Raw genomic sequence first — 14649 nt, 5'->3', positions numbered from 1 at the left:
GTAAAATTCACAAAAACAGTCCTGAATTTAGGTAATCAACCGTTATATCGGCTCATTCCGCAGTAGTCTAGTGACGCGCAAAAGGATTCTCGTATTGGGTGGTGGATTTGCCGGAGTAGAATGTACTCGAAAGCTAGAATCTTATTTCAAACGCGATTCCGAGGTCCAAATCGATCTGGTGTCTGAGGACAATTTTCTATTATTTACGCCAATGCTTCCGCAGGTGGCATCTGCAATGATCGAAACAAGACATATCGTCATTCCAATTAGAACCATAATCAAAAAGGCCTCATTCCATGAAGGAAAAATAAAAAACATAGACCCATACGGCAAGCGGATCACACTGTATGGCACCAACGAAAAAAGAGGAACCTCGCTGGATTATGATTATCTGGTGGTGGCATTGGGCAGTCAGACCAACTTCTTTGGCAATCAGACAGTAGAGAACCATGCATATACCATGAAGACACTAAATGATGCAGTTGTTCTGCGAAACAGAATCATAGATATGCTAGAGCAGGCAGACAATGAGACCGATCCAATACTAAAGCAGTCATTGTTGACATTTGTTGTAGTGGGTGGTGGATTTGCAGGAATTGAAACAGCCGGTGAGATTCATGACTTTTTGCTTGATGCAAAAAAACACTATCCAAACATTTCGGAAAAAGACATCAAGGTCATAATACTAGAGGCGCTACCAATAGTTCTGCCTGGATTTTCTGAAAAACTTGCCTCATTTACAAAGGACAAGCTGATTCAGAGGGGAATTGAAATAAGACTGAATACCATGGTCGTGACATTTGATGGTTCAGAGGTAATAGTAAAAGACGCAGTCGATCCTGCAAAAAACCCAGTCAAGGTTCCAGAAATGGATGCAATAGAGACCAAGACTTTGATCTGGACTGCCGGCGTAACACCAGTTGATACTATCAAAAACTCCATGTTCAAAACAGACAAGGGCAAGGTAATTGTCAGCGAAAACCTGGAGGTGCCTGCATTTCCTGGTGTGTATGTGATAGGTGATTGCAGTCTGGCAATAGATCCCACCACAAAGAAACCATATCCACCAACTGCACAAAACGCGGAAGGCCAGGCAAAGACTGCAGCGTACAATATTTTTGCGGAAATGCATGGAAGGGAGAAAAAGAAAATCGACTTTGTATCAAAGGGACAAATGGCAATCATTGGAAAAAGAACTGCTATAGCTTCAATTTCTGGCCTGAATATTCACGGGTTTTTGGCCTGGTGCATCTGGAGAGCCGTCTATGTCAGAAAGATTCCCAAGCTGAACAAAAGACTCAGAATCTTGCTTGATTGGACTGCGGATCTATTATTTGATAGGGATATTTCTCGACTAAAGATAATCCGAAAGGACCAGCCAATCGACTACAAGGAACTAGACGAAGTAGATGATGTTTGGTAAAAAAGGGTTCCCCCCACATTCAGATAGAATCAGCTTCCGTATAATTTCGTAAAATCGCATTTAGTACAATACAATTCCTTTTGGTCTGCTCCGGAATTATCTGTTATATCTCGAATTTCCATCTGTGAGCCGCATTTGGGACAGAATATGTAGGGCACAAAATTCGCAGGAAAACCATCTTTAATTATTTTATCTGAATAACCCATCACATAGCTGAATAACGTTTAAGATCATAACTGAAAATACTGTTCTGTGAATGTTTTTGCTCTTGCTATTGTCGGAATTACAATAATCTCTGCGATCATTTTTGGCATTTTTATGAGTGGCGAAAACCCAATATTGCAATTTCCAAAGGAACATTACAGTATAGCAATTACTGATCTAAAAGACGCTTATCTTGTTGGTGAACCATACTCATTTTCATATGTTTTATCTGGCTTTGGAATTCCCTGTGGAAGCAAAATGATTACTTTTCCAATAAACAAGACACATAATGGTGGGACAGGATCAAGTGCTTCATGCACAAAATCATTCCCAATCAATTTTGTTTTGGACGTCAAGGAAACCTATGGTACAACGTATGGTCATATTGCATTGCAAGAGACTGGAAACTATACTGTAAGAGTAGAATTTGAAAAAGGAGATAATGGTCCAACCGTGGCAGAAAAAACGTTTATGGTAATTAATCCATAATCATGCAAAAAAACCACCGCAAATTTTTTTACCAAAATAACAAAATCTCACAATTTGCTCACGAAATGGCACATCTTGGTTAAAATTAACCAAAAATCACACACAAACCATGGGACTAATGAACACTCTGCGCAAGTTCTGCGTAATGAAAAGCGTCAGAGACAAGGCAAAAAACGAAGAAGCTGAAAAAGAAAAAGACCATTCCTAAATCTCACGAATCATACAATTCCTGATTAGGTGATAATGCATGTGTCCGTATCGGGCCATCGACATTTTTTATATCTAAATTCATCACAAAATGAATTGCTAAGAATCGATACTGTAGTCCGCAACGCAAATCTTGTACAAATAAAGACACGACTAGAGCAGGCAGGAATCTCTAATTTTTCCATTTACGACATGGGCTCTGATCATACGTCATTTAGGCCATCTTTTTGTTCCCCAAGATCAAAAATAGAGATAATCTGCAAAAATTCTGATAAAGACGTCATTTTAGAGGCAATCTCTGGCGCAAATCCAGCAGACAATGGTATCATCTATGTCAACCAGCTGACCCCGCTAATTCAGATAAATACAAACGATTAAGAAAAATTATTCATCACACGAACGAGGATGCTTTAGTCCCTCAGCAATGATACAATTGATTATTTCAGAAAAGCTCTTGCCCTTGTTTGTCTTGTAGATTAGTTCTGCCTGAACTTTTCGCAGCTTTGCTTCGTTTTCAGGTCTGAGTACAATTGTGACTCGTCGTATCGCCATGTTTTGCAAAGCCGATCTAGTGGTTAAAAACCCGATTAACCTAGGTTAGGAAGTGCAATATATCGCGAATGCGTAATTAATCGAATGCATGAATGATCTTCGATATTATGAAACCATGCTGAAAATGCGAAGACCGGAAATTGCGATCTATTCCGATATTATTGATGCCATTTTAAAACACGGTACCAAATCACAAACAAAGATTCAAACTAGTGCTAATCTGGAATATGAAAGAATGTTACGACTCATAAAAAAGATGCAAAGGCTCGACTTTCTTGATGAAAAACTACACGTAACCGAAAGAGGAAAAAGCTTCAGAAAAGACTTTGAGCCGGCAAGAAAAATTACTGCAGAGATATTTGCAAAATACTGGCCAAAACCATCAAAAGAAAATCATCGATAGCGATTCTTTACTTTTCTTTCTTGTTCTTCCCTTTGGTGGTGCAGTCTGTCTTTTTCATGGATGAATTCCTTGCCACATCCAGAGCACTTTACTATGGTTCTATGATGTTCGTGCCTTGCATGACTGATTAATTCCTCATAGCTGGCAAGCTTTGCCTTGCAAAACTCACAAGTGTTGTTGTTCCGAGCGAAGAATTTCAAGTCACTCTATTATACCAATAAAGTATAAAAAATTTCCAAGATCGCCTTAGGGGAAGACTGCCTCTCGCTTGAAATTCGGTAAGCTATATGTGCATTCTATTGAGCAATATTTTGCATCTGGTGCTGTGTTTGTTAATGGCACGCCACAGTTCTTGCATGTCTGTTCCATGTATGAGGTTCACAATTCGAATCTATAATGTATTATGATTTTAAAATGAACACACAGTTTTTTGCGCACAAACACACTTGATTAATTTATGTTATTTTAAAAAGCCAAAGATTCCTGCAAAAAAGCTTCCAATCTGCTCAACTACGTTTTTTGGTTTGGGTGTCTCATAGTCTACCTTGGGTGATTCTATTTTTGGAACGGAATCATCCAGGCTGACGGAAACTGATTCCTGTTTTATCTGCATTTTTGCGTATTGAATTGATTCTTCGTTTGCCTTTTGCAGATTGATATGAGCTATTCCATATGATGGGTCTTCATCAAGTATTTTGTGGTATAGTGTAATGGCTTCTTCCAGCTCACCTGTCTCCGCAAGTGCATTTGCCTTGTTGTTTAGTGCTGGGATGAATTTTGGGTCTATCTTTAGTGCCAGATTATAATGTTCTAGTGCCAGATCGAATTGTCCTAGCTTGCCCAAGGCCGAGCCCTTGTTTGTGAGAATCTCTGGACTGTTTGGGTCTTTGATTAGAGCTTTATCAAAATATGATACTGCCTGCTCGTAATTGCATAATCTCATAAGAGCTGGACCCATCCCCTCTCCATAAACGATGGAATCTGTGTAATGGGAATTGTCGCACTCTCGGTTTATCTGGTTTAGGATTTTGCCTATCTCTTTTTGCTCCAGGGCCAACTCTGAATTGTCTGGCTCTGGAGCTTGAGGAATATTTGGTGTAACTGGTTTTGGTATTGGAGCTTCGACTTTTGGTGTAACTGGTTTTGGAATCTGTGTGGGAGTTGGTGTAGGGATTGGTACAGGTGCTGGTGTGGGATTTGGAGTTGGTGCTGGATTCAGAACTATTTGTGGGGGAGATGGAGTGATTGGAGCATTGTTTGGTGTTGATGCGTCTACAAAGCTAAAAGTTGTCGTCTGCTTTGATTGGCCGTAATGTGCCTTGATGGTGTATGTTCCGGTTTTTTTGAAATTTACTCCGCTTTTTGCCAAAAATGAGACTGAAAACTCGAGTTCAGAGTTGACTGGTGGCATGTAAAATCCTGCAGGAGAATCGTTTGGATCAAAAATCCCAATCAGTATTGTAGGATCTACAACATCGGAGACAAGGCCAGAAATTGTTATGAATTCATTATCTGAATAGCTAGTCTTGTCTGTGGTTATCATCAATACTTCTGGTGTTAGCAATGTTGGTTCGGGTTCTGGTTCCTCAGGTGTACCGATTACCTCAAAGAACAGCTCATCCGAATCTGCACCATAGTCAAATTCAACTAGATACAAGCCTGATTTGTCATAAAATGGCGAATCCAGAGATATTGTTTTTGAAAAGGTATCATCCAGTTCCAGTTCTACGCCATAGGCTCCAAGAATCTCGCCATCTGGATCATAGATCTGAACTGCAATTTGTGGCGTTGTCCTGTCTAGGACAAATCCTGTAATTTCCATGTCTTCTCCAGTGCGATATTGTGTCTTGTCTGTCTGGACTAGCAACCAGTCTGATTCTGCAAAGGCGGGGATTATTCCAAATAGGCACAACATTCCAATGAGCAACGTCTCCCTTTTGATGCTCAATTCATAGCTGCGCGTGCTGATTTTGTATTTAACAAATTAGTAGAAATCATACTAGAATCTTTTATGTTACCAAATCATGATCATTTCCGTAGTGAGTAGTGCAGATAGTCAGGCAGCCCTTACCATGAATCATAATCCTTATTGTACACAAAATACAATTGATGGTTCTTGAGCAAACTCCTGATTCTTCTTTGCAGCATTGTGATCTGTACGATATTTGTTCCTCACGATGCGTTTGCAAAAAGCTTGACAATCAAACTATTTGAATCCATGACAATTGATTCCGGAGACACCAAATCTGGTGATAAAAAGAAAGACACTAAAAAAGACAAAAAGAAAACAGATACAAAAAAGAAAGAGCCCAAAAAGAAGGAACCAAAAAAGAAAGAGATCAAAAAACCCAAAGCCAAAAAGACAAAACATGATACTACCAAAAACTCCATCAGCAACATCAGATAAGAAAAATAATCATCATTCCTAACAAAACACATTGAAGATCAGGCACGCCAAAAAAACAGACAAGAATCAGATCCTGCCATTTTGCAAGAACACGTTTCGATGGGGTGATTATATCGATAGGGTCTGGGACAAGTGGCTAGCAGAAAAAAACTTGCTAGTCATTGAGGAAAAGGACAAAACACTCGGCATTTGCAATGCGGCCATATCACCAAACCAGGTCTGGATTGAGGGAATTCGAATCCACCCTGATTCCAGAAGGAAGGGCTATGCAAGCAAGCTTGTTGTGGCAGCTGAGAACATTGCCAGAAAAAAGAAACTTGGGTTTTCTCGAATGATTATTGCTGATAATAACAAAAGATCACTAAAAATGGCAAGATCCCTTGGCTATGTTCTGGAGGACAAGTGGTGGCTCTATAACATGCCCCCAAAAAAGCAACACACAACTGCCAAGCTAGCAAAGTCTGCAAAAAACCTTGAACATCTAATTCAATCCGACACATATTCAGAATCTTGGAATTGGCTACCACTGACAAAAACTACTCTATCAAAGCTGGCAAGGGCAGGCCGAATCATCACATATTCCAAAAACAAAAAAATTCTCGCAATGGGAATTTGGAACAAGAGCTCTAGATTAGACGATGATATGATGCAGCTTGGCTACATTTATGGAAGCAAAGACGGAATCAAACCCATTTTGCAATTTCTGCAAAACAAGGGATTTGAGGAAAAATCAAACAGAATCCAGCTTTTGATACAACACAAGATCAACCTTACCATGAGAGGTCTTGACAGACGAATGTTGTTTTGTTTGATGAAAAAAGAGCTCTAAGATCAGACTTATCTAATTCTGGAACCATATGATATCATGCTGGAAGAAAAAAAGAAGCTAAACACAACAACGGATGACTATAACAACGCCTTGGCATCTGCAGATCCTACAAAAACCACCAATATTGACCTCGAAAAGCTGGCAAAAGAGGCAATGAAAAAGTTCAAGTCGCTATGAATGTCGAGTGGACCATTACTGGTATGATCTTGTTAGGTGCAATGACGGCAGGCGGAATCAGTCTGTATCTTAAAAGAAGAAAAGCCCAAGCGTCTGATCTGCCTGCAGATAATCCAGATCCGGAAAAATATCAACAAGATAAAAAATAATTCGTAGTAAATGCCGCAAATACAAGACTTATCAATCATGAATGCAGAATAGTTCTGTAGCATTGGAGTTTTCTCAGATCTCAAAAATAATCATGGACAAGATCTCTGCCGCCCCTTCTTCGTCTGAGCTCATCATACAGGATTTTGCCGTAATCATGGTAATTGCGTCCGTCATGGCTCTCATCTCATACAAGCTAAAGCAACCAATGATAATGGCATACATCATTGCAGGTATGATAATAGGGCCGTTCACACCGCCGTTTAGTCTCATAGCTCATGTAGAAATCTTACATGTCTTTGCAGAAATAGGAATAATTTTGCTCTTGTTTGTAATTGGAATGGAGTTCCCACTTGAAAAGCTCAAAAACATTGGCAAAAAGGCAACCGTTATTGCAGTTGCAGAAGCGTCTGGAACTTTTCTGGCCGGCTATTTGGCATCACAAGCACTAGGCTTTGGATTTTATGACAGCCTGTTTTTGGCACTTGCAATCTCTGTCACAAGCACCGTAATCATTATGAGAGTTCTAGAAGAGCTTGGAATGGTAAAAGACGAGGCGACATATCTGATTGTAGGAATTGCCGTAATTGAAGACATCATTATAGTGTCACTGCTTGCAGTATTGCAATCGGTTGCTGCAACAGGGGATCTTTCAGTATCTGAGATAGGCGTCTCAATAGGCCTTGTGATTGCATTCATAGTTGGCGCCATTGTAATAGGATCCAAAATCGTTCCAAGATGTGTGGATCTGGTCGGAAGAACAAACCACAATGAGCTGCTAATAATTGCAACACTTGGTGTTGCGTTCAGCCTTGCGTTTATTGCATTCAAGCTGGATATCTCTGTGGCAACTGGAGCATTCTTTGCAGGAGTTCTTGTCGCAGGATCAAAGATGAGGGTTGCCACCAAAATAATGTCAACTCCAATCAGAGACATGTTTGCAGCGCTGTTTTTCATTTCGGTTGGTGCGTTGATGGACATCAAACAATTACCGTTGTTCATCATTCCTGCAATTGTTCTGGTGGTTGTGTCGTTTCTTGCAAAATTTATCACTGTTTGGGCTGCAGCACGGGCTCAAAAATTCGACAAGGCAACATCTCTTAGGTCTGGAATAGGATTGTCTTCATCTGGAGGCGAGCTTGCCCTTGTTGCCGCAAAGGGAGGATCTGATGTTGGGGCGACTAGCTCCTTTGTGCTTCCAATGGTTGGAACAATGACGGTAATTACCACATTTATCTCGCCGTATCTTATCAAGTACGGCTGGAAGCTAGTGGACAAAATATCTGCAAAAGAAAAAGAGTCATCCTAAACCTAGAATCTTTACTGTTTTATCTCGAGATTCCTTCGCATGCATCCATGAACCATTTTGGCAGATCGTTTCTTTGGTGGTAAATCATGCGCTCGGCCTTTGCATCCAAAACATAGGTCATTGCACTATCCTTTACATGTCGGATGCTTCGTCCTGCCATCTGTAATAGTCTGAATGCAGATTTTAGATAGTATCTTCTGTGGTCTGATTCGGAATCATAGATCTTTTTCATTCGAAGATCGTCCACTGTTGGATAGTATGGTGCCTTTACAATAATCTGGAATCTACTATCATCGTCTGGCAGGTTTACACCAGATTCCAAGCCAGGCGAGATCATAACTGAATTTGGTGTGTTTTTGTGATATTCGATTGCTTCGGATTTGTCTTGGCCGCGCTCCAGTGGGAGTAATCTTGGCTTTAGCTCAGGTGATATCTTTTCTAGGATGTAATCAAGCTGCGAATAGCTGGTCAACAGTATGATTCCTCGCTGGTTAGCTCGAATCTTCAAAATAGCCTCGATTTGCGAGATTATTTTATCAGGCAAGATGACATCGGAGGTTGCCTCGACGTATTCTGTTTTTAGAAATACTATCTTGCGATTCTCTAGCGGAATGTTAGAGTCTTCGTTGATAAAATAGACCTCATCTTTTTTGAATCCAGTCTCCTTGCAGAACAATTCCAAATTGATGGTAGCTGACATGTACAGTGATAGATCAAAGTTGGAACTCATCTCTTCCATAAACCAGTGAATGTGCCAGGGCTTGATGGTGACCTCATCAAAGTTGTGGCCACGTCGCTCATCTTGTGATTTGGATTGGATATCAGTTATGATATAGTTTTGATCGGCCGATTCCAAGCCTTTCTGTAGAATCTTCATCTTTGTGGTATAGTTTTTGAGATCATTTAGCACGAAATGGTTGATGAACTTGTGATCAAACTTGCAATCGACATGGTCTTTGCATTTTAGGAATTCCTTTGTCCTGATGTATTCGCGTATTCTGTTGCAGTCCATGCAGTTTGATTGTAGTTTAATGCCATGTTTCATGCAGTGGACATGTTTTTTGATGTGCTCCTCTGATTGTAAAAACAAGGAATGCTCTGCGCATTGCTTTATGACGGACTCGCGTTTCTTGAAGGCCTCAGAAAACGCATTGACGTATTGTTTTATGGAAGAAAGATTCGAGTTTACTGAAAACTTGGGCATCTCAACTCCAAGCATTTCGCCATAAAATCCAGACAAATTAGTTGCAAGCTGGTTTGCAAGCTCTTCGTCCAACTCGTGTGCCTCATCACACACTAACAGCTTTCTTTGCGGCATTTCCTCGCCGGACAAAAGATGAGACAAATATGATGCGTAGGAATATGCAACAAAGCTTGCTTTTTTGCCTATTTCGATTTGGTCATAGTATGGACACTTTCTGGGCATGTCCTGGCTGGTTATGGTCTCGGCAATGGTGCCTTTTTTGAGAATGTGGTATAATTCCGGTTGGGGTTTGAATGTACAATCATTGCAATAGCCGTTGGTGCAATCAAAGACCCGGTTTGTCTGCTCGCAAAGAAATCTCTTCTTTCCTCGAACGGTATTGAAAAACCCGAATTCATTTCGATATTGGTCTTGGAGTAGTACTGTAGATGTGAGTATGGTAGCTGATCTAAGGTATAGTGACAGTGCGATTGCAATCCAGCTTTTACCAGTCCCAGTGGGTGCTGATAACAGGATTTTTTTGTAGCCTGATTCAATTGCGTGCTGGATTTTTTTTATGATCTCGTATTGCTTTGGGGTTGGAGTTTTGCCTGCAAATTGCCCCACTAATTCTAGTGCCTCTGTCAGTGAGATAGGTTCTCGCGGTCTTTTTAGATCGATTTCTGGATAACTGGAGCGCATTCTGCGTCCAAGGGCATCAAATTGCAACAACTAATCCCTAGGTGTAGAGGTTATAATTGTAGGATAGTTGTTATTCCAAGCTAGCTTTTGGTTAGTAGTGTTTCGATCATATTGTTGATAATGCATCGGCATTATACAAAATCCATGAAAGCAAAATTCGCTACCTCATGTGTCTCATGTGGGGATAAAATAGCACCAGGAAAGGAAATTGCAAAAAATGAATCAGGAAGCTGGGTTCACAAGCATTGTGCGCCAGAAGCAGAGCTTCTTTAATTCGATTTTTTAGCAATGTCGTGACTGAGTATCAAGACCTCTCTTGATGACTTGTCATGCGACATACCATATTTCCAGTCTGGATACAAAATGGTATAACCAGAATATAGATCGTGGATTTCCTTTGAATTATTATATGATAGGATCCAAGAGTTTCGTTTTTTGAGAATCCTTGCTAAACCTATATGATCAAAGTTTCTGTGCAGATCTCCCTTTTTTCCGTACAACTTGCTTTGGATTAGGTATGGTGGATCCAAGTATAGTAGGGCATTTTTGTGCCTAGGAATCGACTTTTTAAAATCTGACATCTCAACAGAAATATTGTTGAGATTGAATTCTCGTAATCTAGCTATTGACGATTCAGTGAATCTTGGATTGTCATCTTCTCCTCCAGAAGCCATTCCACCGCAGAGAGTTGAGCCAGAAAAAGAGGTTCTATTTAGAACAAAAAAGAAAACAGCTCTATCATATCTGTCTTTTGATTGCATCTGTGACTGTTGCAATCTGTAAAATTCTTCTTTTATCAAAGGTCGGTATTTCTCTACCATGTCAGCTAACTTCATACGATTTTCAAACAGACACTGCCAAAAATCAACTAATGGTCGAAAAAAATCATAACCAAAAACACGAATTCCGTTCTGTGCACAAAAAATTTCTAGAGAACCACCGCCAAAAAATGGAGAACAAATATGTTTTACGTTTTCACCCTCAAAAAATTTTTCAATAAACTGATAAATGTATTTAGCAGCACGTGATTTACCTCCTGGATATCTTAAAGGCGACTTAATACTTTGAATTTCTTTTTTATCTAATGCTGTTAACATCATTGTGTGTTTTTTAGAATAATCCATTATACAATTTTTCAATATACTCCATGATTTAGATCTGTCGTTAAAACGAATAATGACCTAATTTATTATACTATTGAGAATGTAATTAGTATTTTATAGTAACTTATTAGTATGAAATTGTATAATTTTTCTTAAATTGCTTATTGATTTTTCCAATGATCTCTTGTGCTAGATCAGTATACGCACCATACCCTCTTGATAATGTCTTGATATGGGCCTTGGAAAAATTCACAGTTCTCAATATTGTTAGATATTTATCAAAATCATAACTCAATATCTTCTCTTTTTTCAAAATTGCAGATAAAACTAGGAGAAGAGCATTTACTCCATATGCATTACTCATTCCATAATCTTGATCATCCCACATCAATTTTTTAGTTTTTGAATTCCACGAGTTTTTCTTTGCGGATTTAAAGAACTTCCTCAATATTTCTAAATGAGTGTCAAATGCTGCTTTGTTTTGTCCTGTCAACATAGGTTTATTCTTTTCAAATTTTTTAATTTTGAATAATGGACCGTGATATTTTTCATCTCTCACACTATATCCTAATAATGTATACAAAAGAACAGGTCTAATGAAACCAGCAATGCTGATAGAACCTTTTGGTTCAGTTTGACTGGTTTGTATTTTTCCATTCCATGGATCACCCATGTTCAATTTTTTTACAAGTAGACTTGCCCATGATAATTCATAAGATGCATCTGGAAAAGAAGCAGCAAGATCACAAATCAAAACTGTGTTAATTTTAGTTTGGTAATAGTTTATGTTCACAAAAGTACGGCTTTGTTTTGGAAGTGGAAGCTTCCTAAAAGCTACAACTGGTATTTTGAATTGTTTACTGTCAATTTTCTTAGGATTATTGTATTTTGTATCTTTAAAGGCGTAAACTCTATGTTGTCCATCAATCATCCATGCACAACTATATGATGTTGGAAAATGTAATTTTCTATCTCCGGCTTTATTCCACTCAATTTCATTCTGAATTTCTGGTTCATCCTCAAATGCAATGATAACAGAATTTGCTAACAAAAAATCTTTTTTCTTTTTGTAAAACTCTTCTAATTGTTGTAATTTCTTTCCACTTACAATGCGCTGATAAGATTCATTTCTTAATGATAACCGTCTAAATGCATATGCCATTTTTAATAATTTTGACGGTTGCAGTCCTAACAGAAATAACTCATTACCGTTTTGTTCTATTCGTACTGCATCTTCAGGCTCGGAAACTATTCTGTCTCTGATACCTATTTCACGAAGTATTTCATATTTTGTTGTTGTACCTAACATCTTACTTGTATTGTAGAAATATTTGATTGCCTCATTATTCCAAAATATGATCTCTTTAGAACGAAGTTTTTTGTCAATTTCTATGTCTTTTTTTTCTGTATCGTATATTGCATAACAATAATGAAAATATTTTATTCTCTTAAAATCATTTAAAACAAATCTTCTTTTTTCCGATTCAAGTATTTTTGTTATCTTATTCAATCTAGGACCATTCTGTTTAGTATGATCAATTTGTCGTGAAAGTTCCTTGGAAGATCTTTTACATTCGAATAATAACAAATGATCATCATGAATAGCGCAAACATCAAGAGAAAAATCATCAGTAGTAGGTCTTGAGAACGAAACATGAATTTCTGAATCAACTAAAAATCCACTATTTTCGAGAATCTCAACAACTTTATTTTTTAAACCTCTATGTATTGGGTGTTCTTCCGTCAATTAGATAGTTTATTTCTTTTAATTGTTAAAGTTTCTGAAATCTTTAATCACTTTATCTAAATCGTTTTATTGACTGATACAGTATATCATTTACCTTTGATTGAAAACGAAAACACCTGGACAAATGCAGTAAAAAACAACTCTACTGATGAATTTCACAAAAAATTTGACTCTGCGCTGGACAAGCTAAGATCAGAATTTGGCAAATCTTATCCATTAATCATAAACGGAAAAGAGGTACATTCAGATCAGTCATTTGAAGTCCACTCGCCATCAGACACTCGAATCATACTAGCAAAGTTTCCACTGGCAACCAAAGAGCAAACCCTCCAAGCAATTGAAGCAGCAAAAAATTCATTTTCACAATGGAGCGCAACTCCATACCAGAATAGAGCCCAAATCTTTCGTGAAGTAGCAAATCAGTTCTCCCAAGAAAAATTCTATTTGGCAGCCACCACATCCATGGAAAACGGCAAAAACAGGCTCGAGGCAATGGGAGAATTAGATGAAACAATTGATTTTCTGCGATTTTACGCAGACCAGCTGGAATCAAATCAAGGATTCGTAAAACCAACAAGACCAGCTAGTCCAAATGAAAAAACCCAATCTGTCCTAAAACCATACGGAGTCTGGGGGATAATTTCTCCATTCAACTTTCCATCAGCAATAGCAATTGGCATGAGTAGTGGTGCACTAATTACCGGAAACTCTGTCGTACTAAAGCCAGCCAGTGATACTCCGCTTTCCGCATTTAGGTTTGTAAATATGATTTACAAAAAAATATCACCAGGCGCAATCAATTTTGTAACCGGACTGGGATCAATAGTGGGACAAACCATAGTGGAAAGTCCACATGTATCAGGAATAGCATTTACTGGATCAAAAGAAGTCGGACTGTCAGGATTTAGGACATTTACAAAAAATTCACCAAAACCATTCATCTCAGAGATGGGCGGCAAAAATCCCGTAATCATAACCGAATCGGCAGATTTGGAAAAGGCAACCGATGGAGTAATGCGTGCAGCATTTGGGTATGGCGGACAAAAATGTAGCGCATGCTCAAGAGTCTATGTGCAAAAACAAATCGCACCAAAATTCCTAGAAAAACTAGTCTCAAAGACGCAAAATCTCAAAATTGGATTGCCCTGGGAAAAGGAAACGTATCTGGGCCCAATCATTAATGATTCTGCCAAGAAAAAATTCGAGTCCGCAGTGGAGCTGGCAAAAAAAGACGGCAAGATAGTATTTGGTGGTGATATTCTCAAAGATGGTCTATACCAGAACGGCTACTATGTCAGGCCTACCATAGTAAGTGATCTACCAAACAATCACAAGCTAGTCAAAGAGGAATTATTTTTGCCATTTTTGTGCGTACAAGAATTTGAAAAATTCGATGATGCCATAGTACAGGCAAACGACTCTGAATATGGCCTAACTGCGGGAATCTTCTCACAGAACAAGTCCGAAATTGACGAGTTTTTCTCAAAAATTGAGGCAGGAGTAACATATGCAAACAGGGCACAATCTGCCACCACTGGCGCTATGGTTCAGGCACAACCATTTGTTGGGTGGAAAAATTCCGGAATCTCTGGCAAGGGTGCAGGCGGTGCATATTATCTTACACAGTTTCTGCGAGAGCAGACACAAACCATCTGCAATGAACAATAGAAAAATTCATCTTTGATTTAAGGCGATTCGTTAAAGCTAGATTTAATCAAACCTCTTAAAGCTTTTTTGCCATAATAATACAATGTCTACGCAATACTT

18 protein-coding genes are annotated in these 14649 nt (G+C 38.8%); 11 read left to right on the top strand and 7 right to left on the bottom strand.

What is annotated here, in order from left to right:
- Positions 1-70 precede the first annotated feature (70 nt).
- The 3 genes from SU86_RS08895 (at position 71) to SU86_RS08885 (ending at position 2701) form a co-directional block, all read left to right on the top strand.
- The gene (locus SU86_RS08895) at positions 71-1423 is read left to right on the top strand and encodes an NAD(P)/FAD-dependent oxidoreductase (RefSeq protein WP_048188844.1); all 1353 of its coding nucleotides are present in this window, start codon (positions 71-73) and stop codon (positions 1421-1423) included.
- Between the two features lie 252 nt (positions 1424-1675).
- On the top strand, positions 1676-2116 hold the full coding sequence (locus SU86_RS08890; RefSeq protein ID WP_052755674.1) for a hypothetical protein: 441 nt from the start codon (positions 1676-1678) through the stop codon (positions 2114-2116).
- A gap of 303 nt (positions 2117-2419) precedes the next feature.
- A complete protein-coding gene (locus SU86_RS08885) occupies positions 2420-2701 on the top strand; it encodes a P-II family nitrogen regulator (protein ID WP_048188841.1) in 282 nt (93 codons plus the stop codon).
- Positions 2702-2707: 6 nt separating this feature from the next.
- Here the strand turns inward: SU86_RS08885 and SU86_RS09815 are convergent, their stop codons facing one another.
- Positions 2708-2875, bottom strand: coding sequence for a hypothetical protein (locus SU86_RS09815; RefSeq protein ID WP_158507495.1), 168 nt, complete (start codon positions 2873-2875; stop codon positions 2708-2710).
- An 88-nt stretch (positions 2876-2963) separates the two neighbouring features.
- Here SU86_RS09815 and SU86_RS08880 point away from each other — a divergent pair, with 88 nt between their 5' ends.
- Positions 2964-3278 (top strand): winged helix-turn-helix domain-containing protein, encoded by a 315-nt coding sequence (locus SU86_RS08880; RefSeq protein ID WP_082096255.1) that lies wholly within the window; start codon positions 2964-2966, stop codon positions 3276-3278.
- Here the strand turns inward: SU86_RS08880 and SU86_RS08875 are convergent.
- The 3 genes from SU86_RS08875 to SU86_RS10130 form a co-directional block, all read right to left on the bottom strand.
- On the bottom strand, positions 3269-3478 hold the full coding sequence (locus SU86_RS08875; RefSeq protein WP_048188838.1) for a hypothetical protein: 210 nt from the start codon (positions 3476-3478) through the stop codon (positions 3269-3271). The two genes, SU86_RS08880 and SU86_RS08875, sit on opposite strands and share 10 nt — an antisense overlap.
- 46 nt (positions 3479-3524) lie before the next feature.
- Complete coding sequence (locus tag SU86_RS09665; protein WP_148550879.1) at positions 3525-3647, bottom strand: DUF1272 domain-containing protein; 123 nt, start codon at positions 3645-3647, stop codon at positions 3525-3527.
- Between the two features lie 91 nt (positions 3648-3738).
- Entirely contained in the window at positions 3739-5226 is a 1488-nt protein-coding gene (locus SU86_RS10130) for a tetratricopeptide repeat protein (RefSeq protein WP_052755672.1), read from the bottom strand.
- Between the two features lie 168 nt (positions 5227-5394).
- Here SU86_RS10130 and SU86_RS08865 point away from each other — a divergent pair, with 168 nt between their 5' ends.
- From SU86_RS08865 to SU86_RS08855, 5 genes are all read left to right on the top strand, one after another.
- On the top strand, positions 5395-5685 hold the full coding sequence (locus SU86_RS08865; RefSeq protein WP_148550877.1) for a hypothetical protein: 291 nt from the start codon (positions 5395-5397) through the stop codon (positions 5683-5685).
- A gap of 31 nt (positions 5686-5716) precedes the next feature.
- Positions 5717-6514, top strand: coding sequence for a GNAT family N-acetyltransferase (locus SU86_RS08860; protein ID WP_048188834.1), 798 nt, complete (start codon positions 5717-5719; stop codon positions 6512-6514).
- A gap of 36 nt (positions 6515-6550) precedes the next feature.
- Positions 6551-6691 (top strand): hypothetical protein, encoded by a 141-nt coding sequence (locus SU86_RS09970; protein WP_177318935.1) that lies wholly within the window; start codon positions 6551-6553, stop codon positions 6689-6691.
- On the top strand, positions 6688-6840 hold the full coding sequence (locus SU86_RS09810) for a hypothetical protein (RefSeq protein WP_158507494.1): 153 nt from the start codon (positions 6688-6690) through the stop codon (positions 6838-6840). The genes SU86_RS09970 and SU86_RS09810 overlap by 4 nt, the downstream gene beginning before the upstream one ends.
- A 62-nt stretch (positions 6841-6902) precedes the next feature.
- A complete protein-coding gene (locus SU86_RS08855; protein WP_048189476.1) occupies positions 6903-8147 on the top strand; it encodes a cation:proton antiporter in 1245 nt (414 codons plus the stop codon).
- Between the two features lie 19 nt (positions 8148-8166).
- Here the strand turns inward: SU86_RS08855 and SU86_RS08850 are convergent, their stop codons facing one another.
- Positions 8167-10059 (bottom strand): helicase C-terminal domain-containing protein, encoded by a 1893-nt coding sequence (locus SU86_RS08850; protein WP_048188832.1) that lies wholly within the window; start codon positions 10057-10059, stop codon positions 8167-8169.
- Positions 10060-10176: 117 nt separating this feature from the next.
- Here SU86_RS08850 and SU86_RS10125 point away from each other — a divergent pair, with 117 nt between their 5' ends.
- Positions 10177-10305, top strand: a complete 129-nt coding sequence (locus tag SU86_RS10125; RefSeq protein ID WP_256363746.1) for a hypothetical protein — start codon at positions 10177-10179, stop codon at positions 10303-10305.
- Here the strand turns inward: SU86_RS10125 and SU86_RS08845 are convergent.
- Together SU86_RS08845 and SU86_RS08840 are read right to left on the bottom strand one after the other, a co-directional pair.
- Positions 10302-11156 carry a DNA adenine methylase gene (locus SU86_RS08845; protein ID WP_236687694.1) on the bottom strand — a complete coding sequence of 285 codons (855 nt, stop codon included), beginning with the start codon at positions 11154-11156 and terminating at the stop codon, positions 10302-10304. The genes SU86_RS10125 and SU86_RS08845 overlap by 4 nt on opposite strands.
- Positions 11157-11262: 106 nt before the next feature.
- Positions 11263-12882: a DGQHR domain-containing protein gene (locus SU86_RS08840; RefSeq protein ID WP_048188830.1), complete on the bottom strand. Its 1620-nt coding sequence runs from the start codon at positions 12880-12882 to the stop codon at positions 11263-11265.
- Positions 12883-12978: 96 nt separating this feature from the next.
- Here SU86_RS08840 and SU86_RS08835 point away from each other — a divergent pair, with 96 nt between their 5' ends.
- On the top strand, positions 12979-14550 hold the full coding sequence (locus SU86_RS08835; RefSeq protein ID WP_048188829.1) for an aldehyde dehydrogenase family protein: 1572 nt from the start codon (positions 12979-12981) through the stop codon (positions 14548-14550).
- Positions 14551-14649: the final 99 nt, after the last annotated feature.

It is taken from the genome of Candidatus Nitrosotenuis cloacae, from assembly GCF_000955905.1.
GTDB lineage: Archaea > Thermoproteota > Nitrososphaeria > Nitrososphaerales > Nitrosopumilaceae > Nitrosotenuis > Nitrosotenuis cloacae.
Note: the sequence above shows the minus strand (reverse complement) of the source record. Positions and strands in the feature narration are given on the sequence as shown.